Origin of the sequence: Blautia hydrogenotrophica DSM 10507, assembly GCF_034356035.1 — a bacterium.
Classification (GTDB): domain Bacteria; phylum Bacillota; class Clostridia; order Lachnospirales; family Lachnospiraceae; genus Blautia_A; species Blautia_A hydrogenotrophica.
In genome coordinates, this window is the sequence record NZ_CP136423.1 from 3,221,967 (window position 1) to 3,244,197 (window position 22,231).

The following is a 22,231-nucleotide window of genomic DNA, read 5'->3' on the forward strand; positions in this document are numbered from 1 at the left end:
CCGTTTTCTCTATTATTGCACAGACAAGAAAAAGAACATATGGCCGGTTTTGTGAAAAGATGTATCATTTTTGCGATTGAGAGGAAACAAGCCTCTTCTTTAGCGCAAGGGAAACTCTACTCTGTACTTCGGACACGCCGGTACGCGGCCGGTGTCACGCCCTGATAGAGTTTAAAATACTTATAGAAATGATTCATACTGGTATAGCCAGTCTGCCAGGCTGCATCCTGTACACTCACCCCTTCCCTCAAAAGCTGGGCTGCCTTGGCGATACGTATTTTGTGAATATAAGAAAGCACCGGCATATCAAAATGCTGGCGGAAAAGATGTGACAAATGGCTTGGCGTACAGCAGGCTGCCTCCGCAAGCTCGTTCAAAGTAAGCGCCTGTGAGTAATGCAGATAGATGTGGTGAAGAGCCCGATTCAAAGTCTCACTGTCTGTAAAGTTCCATCCGATAGCCCGGACAATGGAATCTCTCAGAGAAGAGACGTCGATGGGCTTTTCAATAATATCACAGGCGCCCAGCCTTAAAGATTTCTGCGCATAGGCAAAGGTATTATAGACGGTGATAAAAATCACTTTTGTCTTTGAGCCTTTTAATTTTTTGAGCACTTCAAAGCCATCCATCTTCGGCATCTGAATATCCAAAAACGCTAAATCAGGCTCTTCTTTCTGAATAAGCTCCAGTCCGCTTTGTCCGTTAGAAGCAGTTCCCACAATCTCAATTGGAAGCCCCTCGCTCTCGATCAGATAGCGAATAATCGCAAGGCTGGCCGTCTCATCATCACAGATTACAGCACGAATCATATCTTTTCCTCCTTGTCCGCTAAACCTATGTTCACCGCAGGTATCAGAATAGAGACTCTCATTCCCTCTTTCTGCCCTGGGGAAAAATGAATCGAAAAATGTTCTCCGTACACGGACTGTAATTTACGATAGACCATAGACAGACCGTGAGCGGCGCTTCCCTTCATCTTCTTCATAATCAGCCGACAGGATTTTTCATCAATCTGCTCCCCATTGTTTTCCATCACAACCAACAATTCCCCTGCCTTCTCCTGAATCTGAAGAAAAAACTGTTTTTTCTCTTCCTGAGAAAATCCGTGAATAAAGGCGTTTTCCGCCACTGGCATCATAAAATTAAATGGAACCATCCACTGTTCCAAGTCCGTTTCAATCTCAAAATCAAGCTGTAATTCTTCCCCATAACGCAGCTTCTGAAGCTTTAAGTATGAATGCAGATACTCAAACTCTTTCGACAATGAGACTCTACTGCTGCTTCGCAGAGCACTGGAAAACAAACGGGATAAATCCAAAATAGACTGATACAAAGGCAGTATACCTCCCGCCAACGCCATAGAAGCCATCTGATTTAGAGTATTGAACAGAAAATGATTGTTAATTTTCAAATCTGTCATGGTATTCTCCGCATTTTGAAGGTCCGCAATCAATACTTCTTGATACTGCTGAATATCCGCTAGCTCAATCTCCTGCTGTGTCAGCTGTTTCTTAAAGCGGTAGACTTCACAGTAATCCGTCATCGCCTTTACAATCTGACGCAGAAGAATCTTTGCTCCCTGAATAGAGCTATGGGGCATGATATAGACACCTTCTCTCGGTACCGCATGCATATGCACATAGCCTCCTTGAATGTAGCCTAGAAAAGCCCCATGAAAAATGACTGGCAGACAGAACACTGTCACACCCCGGGGACACTCAAAAATCATCTCTTCATAAAAGGGGCAAGAAATATAGTGGCACATACAGGATGCCGTGTTGGAAGAGATTTCCTCCATACAGTTCTGGTAACAAAAAAGCGGAAATATCCTAGTTCTTTTCAGAGGTCTCCCTGACGCGTTGAAGATCACATAAGAATAGTGAAGCGTGTCCAGAAACTGCTCACAAGTTCCATTGATCGCCATCCGAAGATACTCCTCTGCCTCCTCGTCACTCAACCCATACTGATTTGCCTCGCTAGACACCGTCGGCTCAAATCTCACAATCTCCGGACAGGAAACCATCAGATGCTTAAATTCCTCATCTCCCTCATTATACATCTCATGAATAACCCCAGCCTTCCAGTGCAAAGTCACCTGAGGTTTTGACATGTCTATCTTCTGCCCATCCACTAAGCTGTAGCCTGTTCCCTGAAGGGTGTAAAGTACCTGTTCTGTAAAATGAATATGAGGGTTCATATGGGCATGAGGAAAGATCGTCACAATCCCAACATTCAGTGCCGCTCTGCTTTCGTCCATATCTTCTTCCAGCCAGTCTATATATCCCCAGTCCGTATCTTGTCTCGTCATCCTTATTGCTCCTCTTCCCTATGTTCTGTCTACAGTTCCCCAGTATAAAACAAAGTGGGCAAGCCCACTTCACCTCCCCCATCCCCTCAATCTTTGAGGGGCGCGTTCCACTTTGCGCGCCGCCGCAACACCGCTTCGCGGTGAAATTCCTTATTGCGGCGTGTGCATCCTTAGCGGAGCGTTTTTGTAATAGGAAGGAGCTTTCACGCATTAGCGTGACAAGGTCTTTCCTATTACATAAGAATAAACTGCAAACAATTATGGCCAGAGCTTTTCGCCCTGGCCACGTCTATCCTCAAGTAAATTATCCGTTAATCATGAACTCCATCAGTTTCTGGATATCCTCAGGCTCATAGGCCACCAGCTCTAACTCTGGAATTGTTCCAACACTGAAGATATTTGCCAAAGACACATACTGTGCCAACTTAGACTTCAAGTTCAAACGGTCTCCCTCTCCAGTCACTAACTCTACTCTTCCTTTGCAGCTGTCAATCACTTCAAATAATTTGTTTACATCTGTTACATTGGATACTTTCATGCTAATCCTCTCCTTTCCATTTCAATGATTTCCCTCTTAATATTACTCGGGGCCATTATAGCACATTCTCCTGAAATGTCAAATCAGGCCTACCAAGGCTGTCCCTATTCATTTTTCCATCTGTCCGGCTCATTTTCAATATAAGAAGATTCCGACGCCATAGGGAGCAAGAGGGTACTCAAAGGAAAATTTACGGTTATCGCATTCCTTTTTCTCTGCCGCATACAAAACCGGCTCTTCTAGCATTCCATTCTGGTCCATAATCAGCTTATAGTTTTTCTTCTTTGGCAGACCTACCCGATAGTCACTGCGCTCCACCGGTGTAAAATTCATGACAAATAGCAGATTATTTCTCTTCGTGGGAGATTTTCTCACAAAGCTGAAGATGCTTCGATCCGCATCGTCTGCGTTAATCCATTCAAACCCTTCCCAATCCTCATCCATAGCATACAGTGCTGCGTAACGCTCATAGAGATGAATCAAGTCCCTGACAAAGCTCTGAAGCTGAATATGGCTTTCCTCTCTCAGTAGATACCAATCCAACTCCCTCTCCTCGCTCCACTCCTGAAGCTGGCCGAAATCCTGTCCCATAAACAGTAGTTTTTTCCCAGGATGGCCAAACATAAACGTGTAAGCAGCTTTCAGATTCTTAAATTTGTCATCCAGATATCCAGGCATCTTATTCACCATGGAGCATTTCAGATGGACCACTTCATCGTGAGAAAGAACCAAGACATATTTCTCACTGTACGCGTAAGTCATGGAAAACGTCATCTTATTGTGGTTATATTTACGGAAATACGGGTCCAGTTTCATATATTCCAGAAAATCATTCATCCATCCCATATTCCATTTGAGAGAGAAGCCTAATCCTCCATCTTCCACGTCTCCTGTTACCTTCGGCCAAGCCGTAGATTCTTCCGCAATCATCAGTGTACCAGGATTTCTCCCTCGAACTACCGTGTTCAGATGTTTGAAGAATTCAATCGCCTCTAAGTTTTCATTGCCGCCATATTTGTTAGCTACCCACTGGCCATCCTGCTTACCATAATCCAAATATAGCATAGAGGCTACCGCATCTACACGCAGCCCGTCCACATGAAATTCTTCAATCCAATACAAAGCATTGGCAATCAGGAAATTTTTTACCTCATTCCGCCCATAGTTAAAAATCTTCGTTCCCCAGTCCGGATGTTCTCCCTGTCTAGGGTCCGCATGTTCATACACCGCTGTTCCATCAAAATTCGCCAGACCATGGGCGTCTTTTGGAAAATGCGCTGGAACCCAGTCTAAAATTACTCCAATTTTATTGCGGTGCAGGTAATCCACCAAATATTTAAATTCCACGGGAGTCCCATATCTCGCCGTAGGTGCGTAGTATCCTGTAACCTGATAGCCCCAGGAACCGTCAAAAGGATGCTCTGCAATTCCCATCAGTTCTACATGGGTATATCCCATATCCTTCACGTAAGCTGCCAGACCGTGAGCAAACTCTTTATAACTGTAAAAACCGGTCTCATCCTCTTTGGTCAGAGGATGCTTCCTCCAGGAGCCCGGATGCACCTCATAGACTGCCATTGCATCCGTCTTCACATCGAAAGCTTCCCTCTTCTTTATCCAATTTTGGTCTCTCCATTGAAAATTCGAGATATCAGCGACCTTAGAAGCATTGCCCGGACGCAGTTCTGAAGCAGAGGCATAGGGATCGGACTTATACAGCAACTCTCCATTCATTCCTACTATAAAATATTTATACAGCTGGCCTTCTGTCACATTGGGAATAAAAGTCTCAAAAATCCCAATCGGCCCGATTTTTTTCATCGGATTCGCTTCCACGTTCCAGTTGTTAAACTCACCGACTACAGATACTGATTGTGCATTTGGAGCCCATACCGCAAAATGTACACCCTCTCTGCGCCCTACTTTTGAAAAATGTGCTCCCAGCTTCTTATAAATGTCGTAGTGTGTCCCTTGTCCAAACAGATATTGATCTAACTCAGTGATTACTACTTTTGCTCCCATGAAAAATCCCTCCTCTATGCCATTGCTAAAATACAGCTCTCATTCGGTCCCAACTTCAATGAGAGCAAACCATTCTCAGCTCTGACAGCTTCTTCTGTGATCAAATTTTGATAACTCTTTCCCGGGAGCGGTTCCCGTATCGTCACACATGCTTCCTGCTCATCGTTATTTACCGCCACCACGATACCGCCATCCCCAAGAATCCTTGCAAACGCGTACTGGCGGTTCGTCAAAAACAATTCCTGATACCTGCCGTAAGCACAGGCATCCTGTTCCTGATGAATTCTCCCCAAAGTCCTTACCCACTCCAGAATCTTGGAATCCGCATTCTCAACCAAAGCCTCTCCTATATCTATTGCCGGTCTAAGGGGCTCGTCATTTCCGCCTTCTTTTCTTCCCAGGATTCCCCACTCAGAACCATAGTAAATGGACGGAATCCCTGGTAGTGTATAGAGCAGAGTATAGACTGGGAAGATATGTCCCGGCACCTTTAGCTTACTGGCAATCCGGTCCACATCGTGGTTATCCACGAAAGAATAGAGCTTCAGCCCTCTATAAATTCCTCCATTGGCTTCAAACTGCCTGCGGATGGTGTGTGCGATCTCAAAATAATTGTGGTCATTATGTCCTGAATACAATCCCTTGTGAAGCTCATAGTTCGTGACACTGTTTAGCATATGTGCTCCCACATAGCGGCTGTAATCTCCATGAATGACTTCTCCCATCAGCCAGAAATCTTCTTTTTTGCTGTCTGTAAACTTACGCATCTCCTCCATAAACGAAACGTCCAGGCAGTCCGCACAGTCTAGGCGAATCCCGTCAATACCAAATTCATCCATCCAAAATCCAATCACATCCAGCAGATAATCCCGTACCGCCCTCTCCTGTAGGTTTAGATTTACCAGCTCAAAGCAGTTTCTCCAAGCTTCATAGGAAAATCCATCGTCATACGGGCTGTTCCACCCAAAATTCAACCCTCTATACCAACTGCAATAGACGGAACTCTCCCGGTTCTTCTGTATATCCTGAAACGCAAAAAATTCCCTACCCGTATGGTTAAAAACTCCGTCTACTACAACTTTTAAATTCAAATCATGAGCTTTTTTCACAAATCGGCAAAAATCCACATTGTCTCCAAGCCTTTTGTCTACCAGCTTATAATCCTTCGTGTCATATCCATGAGAGGTAGACTCAAAAAGAGGGCCTATATAGATCGCCGTGCATCCCAACTGCGCGATATGCGGCAGCCAGCTCTCCAACATCGGAAACCTATGTGTAATTTTCTCCTGCTCATTTCGCCGCGGTGCACCGCTCATCCCTATGGGATACATGTGATAAAACACCGCTTCTTCATACCATTTACCCAAATCTTCTGTCCTCCTTATTTAGTGACAGATAGCTCCTTAAATTGGGGGCTTTGTCTCTTCATCATTATAACAATCCCAGTGCAGTCAGTCAATCATACCATCCTTAAAAAAGAATGCTGACACAGCCAACAGAACAAAGTGAACAAGCCCGCTTCAACTCCCTCATCCCCTCAATCTTAAGGGGCGCACTTCCACTTTCCGCGCCGCCGCAACACCGCTGTGCAGTGAACCACCTTATTGCGGCGTACACATCCACGGCGGAACGTTTATGTAATGGGAAAGGGCTTTCACTCATTAGCTTGACTAGGTCTTTCCTATTACATAAAAACCGATGGCTGTTTTGAACTGCTCCGCAGGAGTCCCTGTCCATCCTTCCGTTCAAAATAGTCATCGGTTTTTAGATCTCAAGTTATAAAATTACTGTTCGCTTTCACTGTCAAAGGACTCCTGCCCCTCTGAGCCATCCCCGGAAAATTCCCCAGAGGTATCATCAAAAGAGTCCTCCGATAAATCATCTGTATCCCCGGAATTACTGTCCGTCTGCTCACTCTCCTGCTCAGCCTCAGCCTCTAAGCTTTCTACCGTCTTATCCCAAAAATCTGAGTAAGATTTTCCGACCTGCAAGTCAATGCCTTTAGCCTCTGCCAGCTCGCTGACTGTCACCAGCTTATACCCTTGCTTGATAAGCTCCGGTATAATGCGGATCGCCGCTTCCACAGACGGCTCATGAATGTCATGCATCAACACAATCTCACCGTCTGATACATGTCCAATCACCGAATCGTACTCCGCATCCGCATTCATCTTTGCCCAGTCCTCTGTGTCCAGAGACCACATAAAACAAGGAAGTCCAGTGGCTGTACAGATGGTCTCATCCTGAGCACCATAGGGAGTTCTTCCCACAGTGGCCGGAGAGCCTGTAGATTCTTCCAAAAGATTGTTGGTCTTCTCGAACTGATCTGTGACCTGGTCCAAGGACAGCGACGTAAGCTGAGGATGACTGTAGGAATGGTTGCCCAGTTCACAGCCCAATTCTTTCATTCTCTTCGGAATGTCCGGATACTGCTCAACACACTGTCCCAGCATGAAGAAAGTGGCCTTAGCATTGTTCTCTTCCAGACAATCCAACAACTTGTCCGTATATTTGCCGGGACCATCATCAAATGTCAGAGCAATCATAGGACGGCGCGCTTCAGGATCTAAAATTCCATTGTCGTTAAACTTATAGTCCTCCCCGTCTACTGTCACCCATCCTGTCTGCATATATCCGTTTTCATTAAAATAGTATGTACAGCCGTCGATCTCCTTCATTCCATTGGCGTAGTAAGTTCCGTCGGCGTTTTGATACCATTTTCCAGTTTCATCTTCCTGCCAACCGACAGTATGTACCCCAGCCTTTCCTCCGTCGTTTTGACTTCGAATCGGCTGTCTGACTGCTTCTCCTGGTCCTGACTCCTGAGTCTGAGCCTGCACCTCCACAGTCTTGCTACTGCCTCCGCCGATCTTTGTGACCAGTGGTGTGATAATTCCTTTCACCAAAAAGACTAGCACCAAAATCACAGCAACCGCACAGGCTCCCAGACGTATTATCTTGCGGATGAAAAGCTGCCTCTTTTTTCGCCTCATCCGTTCCCGCAAAATTCGTTTATCCATGCTGTTTATCCATCCTCTATTTCATTCTTCCGTACTACCAAAATCATCATTATTTATCCTACTGGGAACTACCAAACTCTAAATCACACGGCATAGCTTTAGGTCTTCATCTACCAAAAGCACATCCGCTTCTTTTCCCGGTGTCAGTGATCCTACCCTGTCATAGATTCCTATACTCTTCGCCGGATTCCTGGTCGCTGCCCAAATAGCATGCTCTCTTGGAACGCCAAAAGATACCGCACATCTCATACAGTCATAGAGATCTGTCGCAGACCCCGCCAAAGTGCCATCCTCCAATGTGGCCTTCCGGTCTTTCATCGTCACATTTAAATCTCCCAGCTTGTAGCTTCCATTCGGCATCCCTGTGGCCATCATGGAATCACTGACCAGGATTACCCGATCCGGCCCAAACAGTGCAAAAGTCGCACGTACCACACTAGGATGAATGTGGAATCCATCGCTGATTAGCTCTACCATAGATTCTCTATCATCAAAGGCTGCTCCTATCAGACCTGGGTCTCTATGGGCCAAAGGCTGCATCGCATTGTACAGATGGGTCACATGATGAGCTCCTCTTTCTATCGCCTCCGCGGCTGTATCATAACCCATAGATGTGTGTCCTAGAGAAATGCAGACCTCATTGTGCATCTCGTCAATAAATTTCATGCCACCTTCCATATTGGGAGCTAAAGTCATCAGCTTAATCCTATTACCGCAGGCTTCATTGCACTCTTTGAAAAAATCTGCACTCGGTTTGTGAATAAAACTCTCCTCATGAGCACCTTTTTTCTTAGGATCAATAAATGGTCCTTCCATATTGATTCCCAAGATTGTTGCCCCTTCTTTATAGTCTTCGACCTCTAAAATTGTCGCAAAAATCTTTTTCAGACGCTCTTTTGGTAAAGTTACTGACGTGGGGCAATAAGAAGTAATTCCATGTTCTTTCTCGTACTTTAAAATCTTTTTCAACCCTTGGGCATCACCATCCGAAAAATCATGGCCTGCCGCGCCGTGACTGTGAATATCAATCAATCCGGGAATTACCAACAGACCAGACGCATCCACTTCCATATCATCTGACACTTCTTCCCGCGAAGCTACAATCTTATGATTCTCGATATAGAGGTCCTGCTTCTTAAACAAGCCATCCTCCTGGAACACAGCGCCATTTTTTATAATCATATCATTTCCTCCAATTCACAAAATTCCCGTTATCCTCTATCGAATATTATATATTCTTTCCCCTGCAAATGCAATGTATTCCAGTCATTCCCTCATAATTTTCGTAACAGTTCAGCCTTTCGGCTTCATTGTCACAAATGCATGCACACAGACTGCGATTCTCTCCGTCTGGCGCCTGCAATCCTCGGGATCCCGCTGCAAATGCAGCGTGACGCCTCGCGGGACAATGTCAGGCTGAACTGTTACTAATTTTCATATCAGTTCAACCATAGGTCTGTTTGAGAGAGAAAATCATGCTTGCATGATTTTTCGATCAGACAGACCTATGAGAAGAACATCCGTTTATGAGTAAAACAGTGGCGTCAGCCACAACAAGCACGCAGTGCGGTTTTACAAATGGCGCGGGCTAACGGATACTAATAATTATGCTACATAGGCTTGCACACGTCCACCCATGCCTTAGAATTAGAATACTTTTCCAGCTCTTCACAAGTCAGCCCAATAGCGCTGTTTCCGCTTCCACAAGCCGGGTACACCGTCTCAAACCTTTTCATAGACTCATCCAGATATACCTGCACTTCTTTCGGAACCGCAAATGGACAGACGCCTCCGATCGCATGTCCCACTCTCTCCAAAACTTCATCCGGTGTCAGCATCTTAGCCTTCAATCCAAAGTAATGTTTATATTTGGCATTGTCAATTTTTCTATCGCCGGCAGTCACTACAAGAATCGTCTCTTCTCCCTTCTTAAACGACAGGGTTTTCGCAATTCTTGCAGGTTCCACTCCCACAGCCAAGGCCGCCAGCTCCACCGTGGCACTTGACTGCTCCATCTCTAAAATTCTATCTTCCATACCGTACTGTTTAAAATACTCTCTCACTTTTTCAATTGCCATTTTCCTTCTCCTTCTGCTTTTTCATTATATATTCTCAGAATTTCTTTGTTCCTACATTCGTCTCTGCGCTCACATCAAATTTGCAAAAACAGACGCTCCTATCACTGTCAACAAACCCGAAACTGCTATAGCCAGGCTACTCATGGCACCTTCGATCTCTCCTAGTTCCATAGCCTTTGTCGTACCTATCGCATGGGACGCGGCCCCGATTGCAAGCCCTTTTGCCATAGGGTCCGTGATACGAAACACCGCACACACGCCTTCCGCAATCATACTTCCAATAATCCCCGTCAAAATGATCGCCGCCACAGTGATCGTGACAATCCCACCAAGCTCCTCTGATATCCCCATGCCAATCGCCGTAGTAATTGATTTAGGAAGCAAAGTCACATACTGCTCGTGGCTCAATCCAAAAAACGCAGACAAGAGAAACACACTGGACAAGCTGGTGAGAACTCCCGCTCCTAGCCCCGCAGCAATCGCCGCCTTGTTCTCTCTAAGCAGAGCCATCTGCTGATACAGCGGAATTGCCAGGCAGACCGTCGCCGGCGTCAGCAGATAACTCAGATATTTTGCACTGTTGTTATAGGAATCATAAGAAATTCCTAAGGTCTTCAGCACCACCATGACAAAAATCACTGCAATGAGAAGAGGATTAAAAATTGCCAGTCTCCACTTTGTCTTAATCTTTCGTCCCAGTTCATATCCTAGTACGCTGATCGCCATTCCGAAAAACAAAGAATCTCCAAAGAAATCCTGCATTTTCTCCCTTCTCCTTTCGTGCTGCCATCATAGTTACTCTGCCTGTAACTGCCATTACCAAAACCGTAGTAATAAAAATTATCACTGCTACAGGGAACAAGATTCCTTTTATATCACTCCACGCGTCCAAAAGCCCTACAGCTGCCGGTATGAACATCAACGGCATGATATCGATAAATAGATTTCCTGCGTCCTTCACATCTTCAAGCTTCACAATTCCCATCTTCAGTACCAGAAGCATCAGCACCAGCCCATAGATACTTGACGGAATCGGAAGCGGAATCACCGCTTTTAAGATTTCGCCCAAAAAGGAAAGGAACATAATGATAACAAACTGTCTTACGTACTTCATATTTTGCTTTTCTCTCTTCCTTCTAACTCTAAGTTTTTATCATACCACTGCCCTCTCCCATTGACAAGGTTTTTCCTGGAACAAAGTGGGGCGTTTGTTACAGTTCAGATCTCCAATATCCTGCGAGATGTTTTTGTACATTTTAAACAAAAACGCAAAGACATGCTATCGCCAAACTGCTGTATACAACAGTTTATATGCATCGCGAGGCGTGTTACTACTCACGAGCCGCAAGTGAGTAAACAGTATCGGGCATTTCTGCCATAGGAACTGCCTTTCCTATAACAGAAGCTCACCACTTTTCAGCAGTGAGCTTCCCGTAAAATTCCCTCAATTTCAGTCTAAACTTAATCACTTGCTACTTTGTGCCGAATATCCTGTCTCCGGCATCCCCCAATCCAGGACAAATGTAAGCGTTCTCATTCAAACAGCGATCCAAATGGCCGCAGTAAATCTGAACGTCCGGATGCTTTTTATGCAGTCTCTCCACTCCTTCTGGGGCTGCGATAATACACATAAATTTAATATTGGTCCCGCCTTTTTGCTTGATAAAATCTACCGCCGCCTCTGCGGAACCACCCGTGGCCAGCATTGGATCTGCCACCAAGATCAATCTCTCCCCTATCGCTTCTGGCAGCTTACAGTAATACTCATGCGGTTCATGCGTCACCGGATCTCGATACAGCCCCACATGCCCTACTTTTGCAGAAGGTACCAACGTCAAAATACCATTAACCATCCCCAAGCCTGCTCTTAAAATCGGTACAATAGCCAGTTTCTTACCTGACAGCATAGGAGTCATACAAGTCTCCAACGGTGTAGTGATCTCCACGTCCTCCGTCGGCAGATCTCTCAGCGCCTCATAGGCCATCAATACAGCAATCTCTTCCACCAGTTTACGAAATTCATTGGTTCCTGTCTGCACAGCACGAAGCATTGAAATTTTGTGCTGAATCAAAGGATGATCCATATAAAATACATTCTCCATCTCTTTTTCCTTTCTTTTGCACGTTATCATCGGTGACCTTTTATTCTGAAACAATTATAATATCACTCGGTTTATTTTTCAACTCTTGTGCTCTTTCCTACTGCCATAATCGTAACCGTTTAGCTGTATTTTTTGCAGATACTCACTACGACACCTCCAAGTGCCCACAAAGCAATAGCATTTGGTATCACCATCAGACCATTGAAGAAATCAGACAGAGACCACACAAAATCCACTTTCAACATCGAACCGATGACCACAAAAGCGATGACCAAAACGGAATACAGCTTTCCAGCCTTATCTCCAAACAAGTATTTCATATTCACCAGCCCGAAAAAATGCCATCCCAGAATTGTAGAAAAGGCAAAAAATAACAGACAGACAGCGACGAAAATATCTCCAAAGCCCCCAAAGGTTCTGGAAAAAGCCGCCTGTGTCAAGGCAGTCCCGGTCTTATGTGTCTCCATCGCTCCCGTGGTCAGGATAGAAAACACCGTCAAGTTTAAGATCACAAAAGTGTCGATGAACACACTGACCATGGCCGCCAGTCCCTGCTTATGAGGATTTTCCACTTTTGCTCTCGCGTGAGCGTGAGGTGTAGAACCCATACCTGCCTCATTGGAAAACAGTCCTCTGGCCACACCATAGCGAATCGCCTCCCGCACGGCGATACCGGCACCGGCCCCCATAACTGCCTCCGGCTTAAACGCTCCCACAAAAATCATCTTTATAGCTCCCGGAAGTTCTGTTATGTTAAGCAGAATCAGCAACAGACTTCCCAGGATATAGACAGCCGCCATAAATGGCACTAATTTCTCTACGACAGAGGCCAACCGCTGAGTGCCCCCTAAAAAGATAAATGCAGCAATAGACGCCAGGATAATTCCAAAAATCAGCGGGGAAACCTGAACTCCTCTCGCCTCAAATACTTCCGTGAACGCTGCCCCTATGGAATTGGCCTGAACCATATTCCCGGTAAATCCCAGAGCAACCACAATAAAAATCGCAAACAGCCCCGCCAAAATCTTTCCAAATTTTCCCATAAAAGCCGCACGAATGTAGTAGACCGGTCCCCCGGTGATCTCTCCGTCCACAGTTTTCTTATACTTTTGAGCCATAGTAGCCTCGGCGTAGATCGTGGACATCCCAAAAAATGCGCTGACCCACATCCAAAAAATGGCCCCCGGACCTCCGCCTATCAGCGCAGTAGCCGCTCCCGTGAGATTTCCAGTTCCCACCTGCGCTGCGATAGCGGTAGCCACAGACTGAAAAGCCGTCATCTCTCCTTTTTTTCCACCCTCGTTCTTTTTTCCCATACTTCCGAAGACCAATTTAAAGCCTTCTTTCAGCTTCCGAACTTGAATAAACTTCAGACGGATTGTAAACATAATCCCTGTTCCACAAAGCAGAATGATCAAAATCACATTCCACAAAAAATCACTCGCCTGAGTCACCATACTTGTCAATGCTTCCATACGTATTACTTCCTCCTGATTGTATTTTTAAAAAATTCGCCTCCATAAAAGTGGGGAAGCCCACTTCAACTCCCTCACCCCTCAATCTTTGAGGAGCGCGTCCCACTTTGCGCGCCGCCGCAACACCGCCTCGCGGTAAAATTCCTCATTGCGGTGTGTGCATCTTGCCCGGAGGGCTTTCTATTGCATAGGGAGCGAAGTTTCCTATGCAATAAAAAAAGCTGATGTAAAATCATCAGCCTCTGAGAAAGTGAACATATCGCATATTTTCGGATTTCTTCTGTGTCACACACATATATCCCGAATCCTCTTTTTACATATGCTCTGTCCTTTTGCCTGAGAGATTGGCAGCTCGTTCTCTGCCGTACACCTTCGGCGTCCTGAATTCAGGAACTCTCCAGAGTAATCTAAAGAACTTTCACACATTTGCGTGACAAGGTCTTTTTCATAACATAAAATAACATACCTGCCGCCATTTGGCAACAGGTATGTACAAAAATTTCCCCAATCACTGTTCGTTTCATTTACAGTAACTTTTCCATCGCTCCAGCCTAACTTTTTTTCTCCATGACTTTCACTCCACGGTTATCCACAATTGTGGAAAAGACAATCTGTGTGCTCGTCTTCCCGAAATGCTGAAGCTCCCCTATGAACAAGTCGAGTTCCATCGTACTTGGAAAAGCCACTTTCATGATTACCGAGTAGCTGCCTGTCACACAGTCACACTCCAACACATTTGGGTTGTCCTTCAGATAAGGATAGACCTCCAGTTTCTGGCTAGGAGATATCTCCAGATTCACATAGGCTTTGATATGATAACCCAGTTTCATCGGACTGACCAAAGCCTGATACCCCTGAAGAACTCCCTCTTTTTCCAGACGTTCAATTCTCGCAGATACTGCCGGAGAAGAAAGATAGACCTCTGAGGCAATTTGTTTCAGTGGAACTCTCGCATCCTTCTGCAGCATTTCTAGTATTTTTGCATCAATCTTATCCATATGCACAACAATCTCTCCTCATTCGAAACTTTCTTTTTAAAAAAGAATCCCGCGGAGCATTTATGTTATAGGAGAAAACTTTTACACATCCATGCGACAAGGTTCTGTCTACAACATAATAAAACGGGCTCTTTCATTCCCCATATCGTAGTTTCTTTTATTATAAAATGCTTTTCTTCAAACTGCAAGGTTTTTGTCGACATTTTCTTAAATTATTAAAGTATATTCCAGTACTTCTCCAAAAAATGTAAAGTTTTTAATGTCAAAAGGAAATCTAAAATTCACCTAAAAGCCTAAACTTCTCCACCAATATGACAATGGTATCACCAAGATCAATGCCGGAACCATATTTCCGATCGCAATATACTTAATCTGTGCCACTCTCAGCCCAGCTGCCATCGTCAGAATCCCTCCACAAGCCACAAACGCCGTGATCTCCTCCTGAGCGAGATAACCTCCCACCGCTCTAGCCGCCACGAATAACAGCAAAAAGATCAAATACTGCGGAACTGCGATCAACCCTATGACCATTCCCATGGTTACAGCAAAAATCAAGGCGGTAAAAAAATCCAAAAACGACTTTGACAGCAACACTGAGGAATCTCCACTCAGGCCTTCTGTGAGTACCCCAAAAATCCCAAAACCACTGGCACAAAATAGAACCACTGCCATCACAAACGCATCCATGTCCAGCCCTGATTTTCCTACAGGAACTTTCTTAAATATTTTGCCGAATATCCAAGCAATACGCTTTTCTAAATCAGCCAAATCTCCCAAAAAGTATCCCAGCAGCACCGCCAAAATCACAGGAGGTGCTGACTCTACTTTCATAAGATTCAAAACACCTATGGAGAAAGAACATAGTCCCAGCACTCCCATCATTCTCTCTGTCGTCTTTATGGGAATATATCTTCCCAGCCAGCCTCCCAGAATTCCCCCTGTCAGCACAGCAAGGCAATTCACCGTCACTCCAACCGGCATTTTCTTCCCTTCCTTCTACATCTGTTTTCTCACAATCTTATACTCATCATTCATCTGAAAATACGGACACTGAAAGTGCTGGTCTGTCATCAGTCTCACGACCTCGTCTTCGTCCAGACTCACCTCACAAGTGTAACACTCATAATCTTCATCATAGCTGTAATTGGAACAATACTCACAGCCAGCAGTTTCCCGTTTCTTCCTCACAGCTGTTCCCCTCCTCTTCTGCTATCTCTTAGATTCCCACTTACTATATCAAAAAAATAGTCTCTTTTCCATACCTGCCACAACTCTGCGCTTGTCTCCATCACCAAAATATATTATGATGATACCTATGGGGACGGCCGGCAGGCTGCGCCGCCTGTATTTCAATTTATAAACGAGGTGGTTTTTTTGAACAAAAAAGAAATATCTGAGATAAAGAAGCAATTTACACCGGAACATTGCGCCATCACCCGCATCTGCGGCTGCTATGTGGACGGTGAAAAAGAAAAAAAGACGGAGATAAAAGAAGCCTTTCTCTCCTTACCTGAAGAAGAAATGTTTAAATATTTCGAGATTTTCCGCAAAACTCTCTCTGGGACCATCGGAAAAAATCTGATCAACCTGAATTTTCCTCTGGCCCAGGAAGCAGAAGGAGGAACTCAGGAATACCTTATGAGACTGCGGAACAGTAAGCTAAAAGACGATGAATTACTGGAAGATTTTTACGACAAGATCATTGAACACTACTTCTACGGCGAAAACTACTATATCATTCTGATTCACGGCCTCTACGACATTCCGGGCAAGTCCTCAGATGGAGCTGAAATGTTTGACGCTTCCGATGAGGTCTATGAATTCCTGCTGTGCAGCATTTGTCCAGTAAAGCTTTCCAAAGCCGGCCTCTGCTACAACAGTAAGACCAATAGTATCGAAGACCGCATCCGGGACTGGATTGTCCAGATGCCGGACCAGGGATTTTTGTTCCCAGTCTTCAACGACCGTAGCACAGATCTTCACAGCGTACTCTATTACTCCAAAGACCCAGCTTTGGAACAGATTGACTTCATGGAACATCTCTTTGGCTGCGACTCTCCCATGTCTGCCCAGGGACAACAGGAGACCTTCAACGCGATTGTGGAGGACACCCTGGGAGAAGACTGTGACTATGAAACCGTCAAAAACATCCACGAACGCCTGAATGAGTGGATGGAGGAGCGCAAAGACGAACCAGAGCCCTTAGCTCTGGACAAGACAGAGGTGAAATGCCTCCTGGCCGAGAGCGGAGCAAGCAATGAAAGTCTAGAGACCTTTGACACTGCTTTTGAGTCTACGGCAGGGGAAAAAGCCTCCCTCCTGGCATCTAACTTGGCCAATACCCGAAAATTTCAAATCAAGACTCCTGATGTGGTAGTTCAAGTAAATCCAGATCGTGCCGATCTGGTAGAGACACGAATTATTGACGGACGCCCCTGTCTGGTCATCGCAGTGGATGACCATGTGGAGGTAAACGGCATCAACGTCCACACTATGAAGCCCCTTCCGGAGGCAGAATAACCATTTCTCAAATGCATCAGACCTCATGTCTGTCAAACAGAAAAAGTGTAAAATAGGCGGCTTTCTGATCTGAACACCAATATGGAATCCCGCGGTGCTGCGCCATCAGCCTCGCATCCAGACAGTACGCCGACAGGCAGGAGGTTCTCCTTTGGGGACAGGCGTAAGACCTATCTAACTTTCCCAGACACTCTTTACAGTAGGTACAAGGTCCTGTCGGTATTGTCTCGCCCGCTCTTCCATCTCCTGCACAGTCCCGCAGTCCGGCGGGCAAGAATGGTTCGTCCCATAGTTCCCGCAAACATTCTCTTCACAGTACCCACGAAAACTGTAATCGAACACCAGATCTTCCACATCCAGAAAGACCGCCGAATCCTAGATCCAGGGCTGCCTGCCTTATCTTCTGCCCCCGCATTCTCACCCCTCCATTTTGGGTCACTTTATTCTCCTGCTGTCTCATTGGTCAAATGATATTTTTCCAACAGATGAAAAATCAAACTCAGAGCCATGCCGACCACACAGGCCAGAACCATTCCTGTCAATTCTACATTTCCGATCTTTAGCGCAATTCCCGACAGACCGGTGACAAAGATTACGGAAGTTAGCGCTAAATTTTTAGATTTGCCGTAGTCCACCCGAGAGTCCACCAGCATTCGAAGACCGGAAGTTCCTATCATCCCGTAGAGGAGAAAGGAAATCCCTCCAATCACAGGACCAGGAATTGTGCTAATCAACGCTGACAATTTGCCTAAGAACGAACAGCAGATGGACAACACCGCCGCACCGCCGATCACTTGGACACTGTAAACCTTAGTCACTGCCATGACACCGATATTCTCCCCGTAGGTGGTCGTCGGCACCGAACCCACACAGCCAGAAAGTGTGGTAGAAAAGAAATCTGCGAACAAGGACCGGTTCAACCCCGGCTCCTTCAAAAGATCGCGCCCAACAATCTTTCCCGTCACTACCTGATGACCAATGTGCTCCGATGTGACCAACAGCAGCGCCGGAAAAATCGTCAAGATTGCCTCTAAATTAAACCGAGGCGTCTGAAAATTGGGGAGTGCAAAAAACGAAGCGCTTGAAACCTCCGCAAAATCCAAAAGACCGCACAGCCCGGCAGCCGCATATCCAACAATAATCGCAATCAAAATTGGAATCACGGAAAAGAATTTGCGAAATAATACCTGTCCGAACACAGCAGTTCCCAGAGTCACGAGAAATACCATTACATTTTTCACATCAATCTGCTCCGCCAGAAGCCCCGCGTTGTCCGCCGCATTTCCCGCCAGCTCCAGGCCGATCAGAGCCACCACTGGCCCCATCGCCGCCGGAGGAAGCACCACGTCAATCCAGTCCGTACCAAACTTTCCAATAAGCAAAGCTACAATCATTCCCCCGATGCCGATTGCCACAAAACCACCTAGAGCATAAGAAAAACCAAATTTCTCAATCACCAGCCCCGCCGGGCCTAAAAACGCAAAACTAGAACCCAAATAGGCGGGCGCCTTTCCCTTGGTAATCAAAATAAAAAGTAAGGTTCCCACACCGTTCATCAGCAGTACCACTGCCGGGTTGATTCCGAACAAAAACGGCACTAGCACGGATGCCCCGAACATGGCAAACATATGCTGAATGCTCAGCGGTACCAGAAGTTTAAAGGGCACCTTTTCTTCTACCTGAATGATTCTCTTTTCCACAATTCTTCCTCCCAATCTGACTTTTTTCCACAAACTTACGCAACGACTACTTTGCTACTGTTTACAAAGCACATCCATTTTACTTTTGTGATTTATCATATCATAGCCCCTTGTAAAAAGCAAACGGGAAGACTTTCATCTTCCCGCAAGAGCTCTATTTTACCAATTCTTTCAAATTCCCATATCCTTCCCTTTCCATATCTTCATAGGCCACGAAACGCAAAGCTGCACTGTTGATGCAGTATCGCAATCCTCCCGTCTGTACTGGTCCGTCCTCAAACACATGCCCTAGATGGGCATCTCCTGCCCGACTTCTAACCTCAGTGCGCAACATACCGTAAGAGGTATCCATTTTTTCCCTCAATACCTCAGGAGCGATAGGCTTGGTAAACGCCGGCCATCCGCAACCAGACTGAAATTTATCGGAAGACGCGAACAACGGTTCCCCCGTGGTAACGTCTACGTAAATTCCTTTCTCAAAGTGTCGATCATACTCATTTTGGTAGGGCAACTCCGTCCCGCCATTTTGAGTTACATGGTACTGTATGTCTGTCAGATTCTCTCTAAGAATCTCATCAGCTGGTCTTTGGTATGCCCCGGCCTGAATCCTCTCACTTCCTCTTTGCAGCTGTCTCAGACCTTCCTCTTCAATAAATGCCTCCGCCTCTCCCAGATGAATATGACAGTATCCAGCCGGATATTTCTCTAGGTAGTTTTGATGGTAATCCTCTGCAAGATAAAAGTTCTCCAATCTTTCCACTTGGGTAACGATCGACTCCTCGTACTTTTTCTGCTGCTGCTGAACCGCCTGCCAGATTACCGGCAGGTCCTCTTCTTCTAAGTAATAAATCCCTGTACGGTACTGTTCTCCAATATCCCATCCCTGACGATTTTCACTGGTGGGGTCGATCACTCTGAAAAACGCTTTCAGCAGCAATGCAAGACTTAATATCTCCGGCTGGTAAACTGTCTTCACGGTCTCCGCGTGGCCTGTGTGACGGTGACATACGTCTTGATACGTTGGGCTCTCCGTCCTCCCATTGGCGTATCCTGTCTGTGTCTGAACCACTCCGGGCAACCTTTTTAAATAAGCCTCCAATCCCCAGAAACATCCACCGGCCAGATAGATCTCTTTCAGCATAACAAACACCTCCTAATCATGTGAGCCCACCTTGAAACGGGCTTTACGATAAGCAATTTACTTTTATGACGTTCGGTCATTCCGGGACAGAGCGAAAATATTCCTGTACGATCTCGATAAATCTTCTCGCATTTCTCGTCAAGTCCTCCTTCTTTCTGCAAATCCACCCCAACTCAGTGTCCAGATCGCTCCCTTTAAGCTCCAGTACCGACACTTCATATTCCAGATAATCGTTCAGACACCAGGTCGGACAGGTCAAAAAGGCCCCTGTGCTCTTTAACAGAGCCAGCCTAGTCAGGCCGTCATTGGCAAAAAATATCTTCTCGAAATCTCCCCATCGGTAATCCTCCACCTTGATATGACAGGACAGCCCGGAATACAGATCATCCCTCGCCCTTATTATGGGGTATTTTCTCAGCTCTTCCATGTAGATCTCTTTTCTGCCCGCCAGCGGGTGACTTTTGTCCACAATGATATGCCAGGTTCCTCTTTGAATATACGCATAATCCAAGGATTTCTTTTTCAACTCGCGAAAAAATTCTTTTCTCTGCCCCATATTCACCTGAATAATTCCCAGCTCCGCGGCTGAAGTATAGACCAGATCAATGACTTTAGACAGTCGGTATTCATCCGCAAATATCTCTATAGGATTTTCTTTCTCCTTCTCATAAAAATCCGCTATCAGCTTCGCTGTGGAAACCATGGGGTACAGCGCCACAGACAGACGATTTTCCCGCTTCTCTCTGGCCAACCCCTCAATCAACTCCATCTGATCTGCAATCCTCTCGGCATATTGGAGAAAACGCTTGCCGTCTTCTGTCAAAACAACTCCTTTATTGGAACGTCTGAACAGCCTTATATTCAACTCATCTTCCAGATTTTTTATTGACTGACCCAGACTCGGCTGAGACACGTAGAGCTTGGCGGCCGCTTTGTTGATACTTCGCAGCTCTGCAATTTTCAAAAAATAAATAATCTGCTGAAATTGAATCATTTTTCCCTCCAGCCATATTTGGGGCATAACCATTCACAAAACCCTTTTCTCCACACCCAAAGACAGCTAATATACTTTTATCATAACATACCCTATTCTCTGTTGCACGGTAAAATCTCTCACTGCGGCATATCTTTTCGCCTGTACCGGCAAAAAAATACTCTCTGTGTACAAAGCCGCATACGCCTTTGTACACAGAGAGTATCCCCGTCAAACATACTATCCAATCTGCAAAACTCCAAGAATCACTCTCATAATCAACATAGAGAGAACTGCATCCACCAGTGGAACCGCAAACAACAGCAGATGCCACTTTTTATTGGCGCCTGATACCAGCACAATTCTCGCATAGTGGCCGATCAAAGTTCCCATAAGAATACAGGCCGGAAAGAGTATCATCCCCTCTTTCAGGGTTAGCGTACCCTCAGTCACCATCATTGCCGCTGTGGCACACCCACTAGCTTTCGTGAAAAAAGCCGCTAACAGAACGACAACTGCCGTTCCCGGAAGTCCAAAGATTCCCATAGCCGGACTGAAAACCTTGGACACTACTTCCATCAAACCTGTGGTCTGCAGAAAAAATATCAGCGTGTATCCTAGAATCATAGCTGGAATAATCTGATTTACTCCTATGGTTAAGCCTTTTCGGCAGCCTTCCATAAAAATTTCCACAACCGACTTTTTTGCCTCCGCGCCGTTCATTCCCCTTTCCCCCTCTTCCTTTGCATATACATAACAAGACGTACCAGATTTGCACCGATCAGTTTGCAGATTACCTCAACGACAATAATCACTCCCGAAGACAGAGGGGAGATCGCAAGCATCGGGGCCCCCAGGGCAATCGTATTTGTGACAGGCCCTGACGCAGCATACTGAAAAGCCACGAAGATCGTGCGTTCATCATCAGTCAACTGTTTCTCCTCCACAAGCTCCTTGGTCATAACCGCTGCCACATCGGAACCGGTAAAGGAGCTGATGAAAGCCACTCCGGCACTGCCAGGCAGCCCTACCAACGGCCTCAATATGGGCTGAAACGCCTTTTTGCAGGCTGCAAAGGCTCCCAGCCTCTCAAAGACGGTAATCAATCCCGAAAACAGCATCACAGTAGGAATCAGCGTCAGCCCCACCAAAAAGCCGTCTTTTGCCCCGCTCCCGTTCTTTCCGGTAAAATCAATTCCTTCATAAATTTTTCCGAACTCTCCGCTCAGATTTGAAAAATCTATCGCCGCCAAAGGCCCTTCTTGATTCATAAAAATCCCAGACAGCATCAGAAGCAAAACAAGCAGAGAAACCCAACCTTTCACCGTTACTCTTTCATTATTATCCATCCTCATC

At 45.8% G+C, this 22,231-nt stretch carries 22 protein-coding genes, 1 pseudogene and 1 riboswitch; of the genes and pseudogenes, 1 reads left to right on the forward strand and 22 read right to left on the reverse strand.

What is annotated here, in order from left to right; genetic code table 11:
- Positions 1 to 116 precede the first annotated feature (116 nt).
- From BLHYD_RS15485 to BLHYD_RS15555, 15 genes are all read right to left on the reverse strand, one after another.
- Positions 117 to 809, reverse strand: coding sequence for a response regulator transcription factor (locus tag BLHYD_RS15485; RefSeq protein WP_005952514.1), 693 nt, complete (start codon positions 807 to 809; stop codon positions 117 to 119).
- Positions 806 to 2,308, reverse strand: a complete 1,503-nt coding sequence (locus BLHYD_RS15490) for a histidine kinase (protein ID WP_005952516.1) — start codon at positions 2,306 to 2,308, stop codon at positions 806 to 808. The genes BLHYD_RS15485 and BLHYD_RS15490 overlap by 4 nt, the downstream gene beginning before the upstream one ends.
- 304 nt (positions 2,309 to 2,612) lie before the next feature.
- Complete coding sequence (locus BLHYD_RS15495) at positions 2,613 to 2,846, reverse strand: hypothetical protein (protein ID WP_005952518.1); 234 nt, start codon at positions 2,844 to 2,846, stop codon at positions 2,613 to 2,615.
- A 135-nt stretch (positions 2,847 to 2,981) separates the two neighbouring features.
- Complete coding sequence (gene glgB / locus BLHYD_RS15500; RefSeq protein WP_005952520.1) at positions 2,982 to 4,868, reverse strand: 1,4-alpha-glucan branching protein GlgB; 1,887 nt, start codon at positions 4,866 to 4,868, stop codon at positions 2,982 to 2,984.
- Between the two features lie 14 nt (positions 4,869 to 4,882).
- On the reverse strand, positions 4,883 to 6,235 hold the full coding sequence (locus BLHYD_RS15505; protein WP_021845928.1) for an alpha-amylase family glycosyl hydrolase: 1,353 nt from the start codon (positions 6,233 to 6,235) through the stop codon (positions 4,883 to 4,885).
- Positions 6,236 to 6,652: 417 nt separating this feature from the next.
- Entirely contained in the window at positions 6,653 to 7,888 is a 1,236-nt protein-coding gene (locus tag BLHYD_RS15510; protein WP_005952528.1) for a polysaccharide deacetylase family protein, read from the reverse strand.
- A 78-nt stretch (positions 7,889 to 7,966) separates the two neighbouring features.
- A complete protein-coding gene (gene nagA / locus BLHYD_RS15515; protein WP_021845927.1) occupies positions 7,967 to 9,070 on the reverse strand; it encodes an N-acetylglucosamine-6-phosphate deacetylase in 1,104 nt (367 codons plus the stop codon).
- Between the two features lie 428 nt (positions 9,071 to 9,498).
- Complete coding sequence (locus BLHYD_RS15520; RefSeq protein ID WP_005952531.1) at positions 9,499 to 9,966, reverse strand: YbaK/EbsC family protein; 468 nt, start codon at positions 9,964 to 9,966, stop codon at positions 9,499 to 9,501.
- A 69-nt stretch (positions 9,967 to 10,035) separates the two neighbouring features.
- Positions 10,036 to 10,728: an LrgB family protein gene (locus BLHYD_RS15525; protein WP_021845926.1), complete on the reverse strand. Its 693-nt coding sequence runs from the start codon at positions 10,726 to 10,728 to the stop codon at positions 10,036 to 10,038.
- Positions 10,667 to 11,080, reverse strand: coding sequence for a CidA/LrgA family protein (locus BLHYD_RS15530; RefSeq protein ID WP_005952535.1), 414 nt, complete (start codon positions 11,078 to 11,080; stop codon positions 10,667 to 10,669). Before BLHYD_RS15530 ends, BLHYD_RS15525 begins: the two co-directional genes overlap by 62 nt.
- Positions 11,081 to 11,438: 358 nt before the next feature.
- Positions 11,439 to 12,068: a uracil phosphoribosyltransferase gene (gene upp / locus BLHYD_RS15535; RefSeq protein WP_021845925.1), complete on the reverse strand. Its 630-nt coding sequence runs from the start codon at positions 12,066 to 12,068 to the stop codon at positions 11,439 to 11,441.
- Between the two features lie 119 nt (positions 12,069 to 12,187).
- Positions 12,188 to 13,543: an alanine/glycine:cation symporter family protein gene (locus BLHYD_RS15540; protein WP_005952539.1), complete on the reverse strand. Its 1,356-nt coding sequence runs from the start codon at positions 13,541 to 13,543 to the stop codon at positions 12,188 to 12,190.
- A gap of 314 nt (positions 13,544 to 13,857) precedes the next feature.
- A riboswitch (glycine riboswitch) is annotated at positions 13,858 to 13,954 on the reverse strand.
- A 140-nt stretch (positions 13,955 to 14,094) separates the two neighbouring features.
- Positions 14,095 to 14,541, reverse strand: coding sequence for an Lrp/AsnC family transcriptional regulator (locus tag BLHYD_RS15545; protein ID WP_005952543.1), 447 nt, complete (start codon positions 14,539 to 14,541; stop codon positions 14,095 to 14,097).
- Between the two features lie 285 nt (positions 14,542 to 14,826).
- On the reverse strand, positions 14,827 to 15,522 hold the full coding sequence (locus BLHYD_RS15550) for a DUF554 domain-containing protein (RefSeq protein ID WP_005952547.1): 696 nt from the start codon (positions 15,520 to 15,522) through the stop codon (positions 14,827 to 14,829).
- A 15-nt stretch (positions 15,523 to 15,537) separates the two neighbouring features.
- Positions 15,538 to 15,729, reverse strand: coding sequence for a DUF6472 family protein (locus BLHYD_RS15555; RefSeq protein ID WP_005952548.1), 192 nt, complete (start codon positions 15,727 to 15,729; stop codon positions 15,538 to 15,540).
- A 186-nt stretch (positions 15,730 to 15,915) separates the two neighbouring features.
- Between BLHYD_RS15555 and BLHYD_RS15560 the strand changes: the two genes are divergently transcribed.
- Positions 15,916 to 17,061 carry a DUF4317 domain-containing protein gene (locus BLHYD_RS15560; RefSeq protein WP_040350916.1) on the forward strand — a complete coding sequence of 382 codons (1,146 nt, stop codon included), beginning with the start codon at positions 15,916 to 15,918 and terminating at the stop codon, positions 17,059 to 17,061.
- 16 nt (positions 17,062 to 17,077) lie between these two features.
- On the opposite strand, the pseudogene BLHYD_RS15565 reads toward BLHYD_RS15560, so the two are convergent.
- The 7 genes and pseudogenes from BLHYD_RS15565 to BLHYD_RS15595 form a co-directional block, all read right to left on the reverse strand.
- Positions 17,078 to 17,415: pseudogene (locus tag BLHYD_RS15565) on the reverse strand (DUF2284 domain-containing protein).
- Positions 17,372 to 17,500, reverse strand: a complete 129-nt coding sequence (locus BLHYD_RS15570) for a hypothetical protein (protein ID WP_005952554.1) — start codon at positions 17,498 to 17,500, stop codon at positions 17,372 to 17,374. Before BLHYD_RS15570 ends, BLHYD_RS15565 begins: the two are co-directional and overlap by 44 nt.
- A 1-nt stretch (position 17,501) precedes the next feature.
- Positions 17,502 to 18,764 (reverse strand): uracil permease, encoded by a 1,263-nt coding sequence (gene uraA, locus BLHYD_RS15575; RefSeq protein WP_148391218.1) that lies wholly within the window; start codon positions 18,762 to 18,764, stop codon positions 17,502 to 17,504.
- 151 nt (positions 18,765 to 18,915) lie between these two features.
- On the reverse strand, positions 18,916 to 19,902 hold the full coding sequence (gene msrB, locus BLHYD_RS15580) for a peptide-methionine (R)-S-oxide reductase MsrB (RefSeq protein WP_005952558.1): 987 nt from the start codon (positions 19,900 to 19,902) through the stop codon (positions 18,916 to 18,918).
- 76 nt (positions 19,903 to 19,978) lie between these two features.
- Complete coding sequence (locus BLHYD_RS15585) at positions 19,979 to 20,896, reverse strand: LysR family transcriptional regulator (RefSeq protein WP_050769937.1); 918 nt, start codon at positions 20,894 to 20,896, stop codon at positions 19,979 to 19,981.
- A 219-nt stretch (positions 20,897 to 21,115) separates the two neighbouring features.
- Entirely contained in the window at positions 21,116 to 21,598 is a 483-nt protein-coding gene (locus tag BLHYD_RS15590; RefSeq protein ID WP_005952562.1) for a nucleoside recognition domain-containing protein, read from the reverse strand.
- On the reverse strand, positions 21,595 to 22,224 hold the full coding sequence (locus BLHYD_RS15595; protein WP_040350918.1) for a nucleoside recognition domain-containing protein: 630 nt from the start codon (positions 22,222 to 22,224) through the stop codon (positions 21,595 to 21,597). Before BLHYD_RS15595 ends, BLHYD_RS15590 begins: the two co-directional genes overlap by 4 nt.
- Between the last annotated feature and the right edge of the window lie 7 nt (positions 22,225 to 22,231).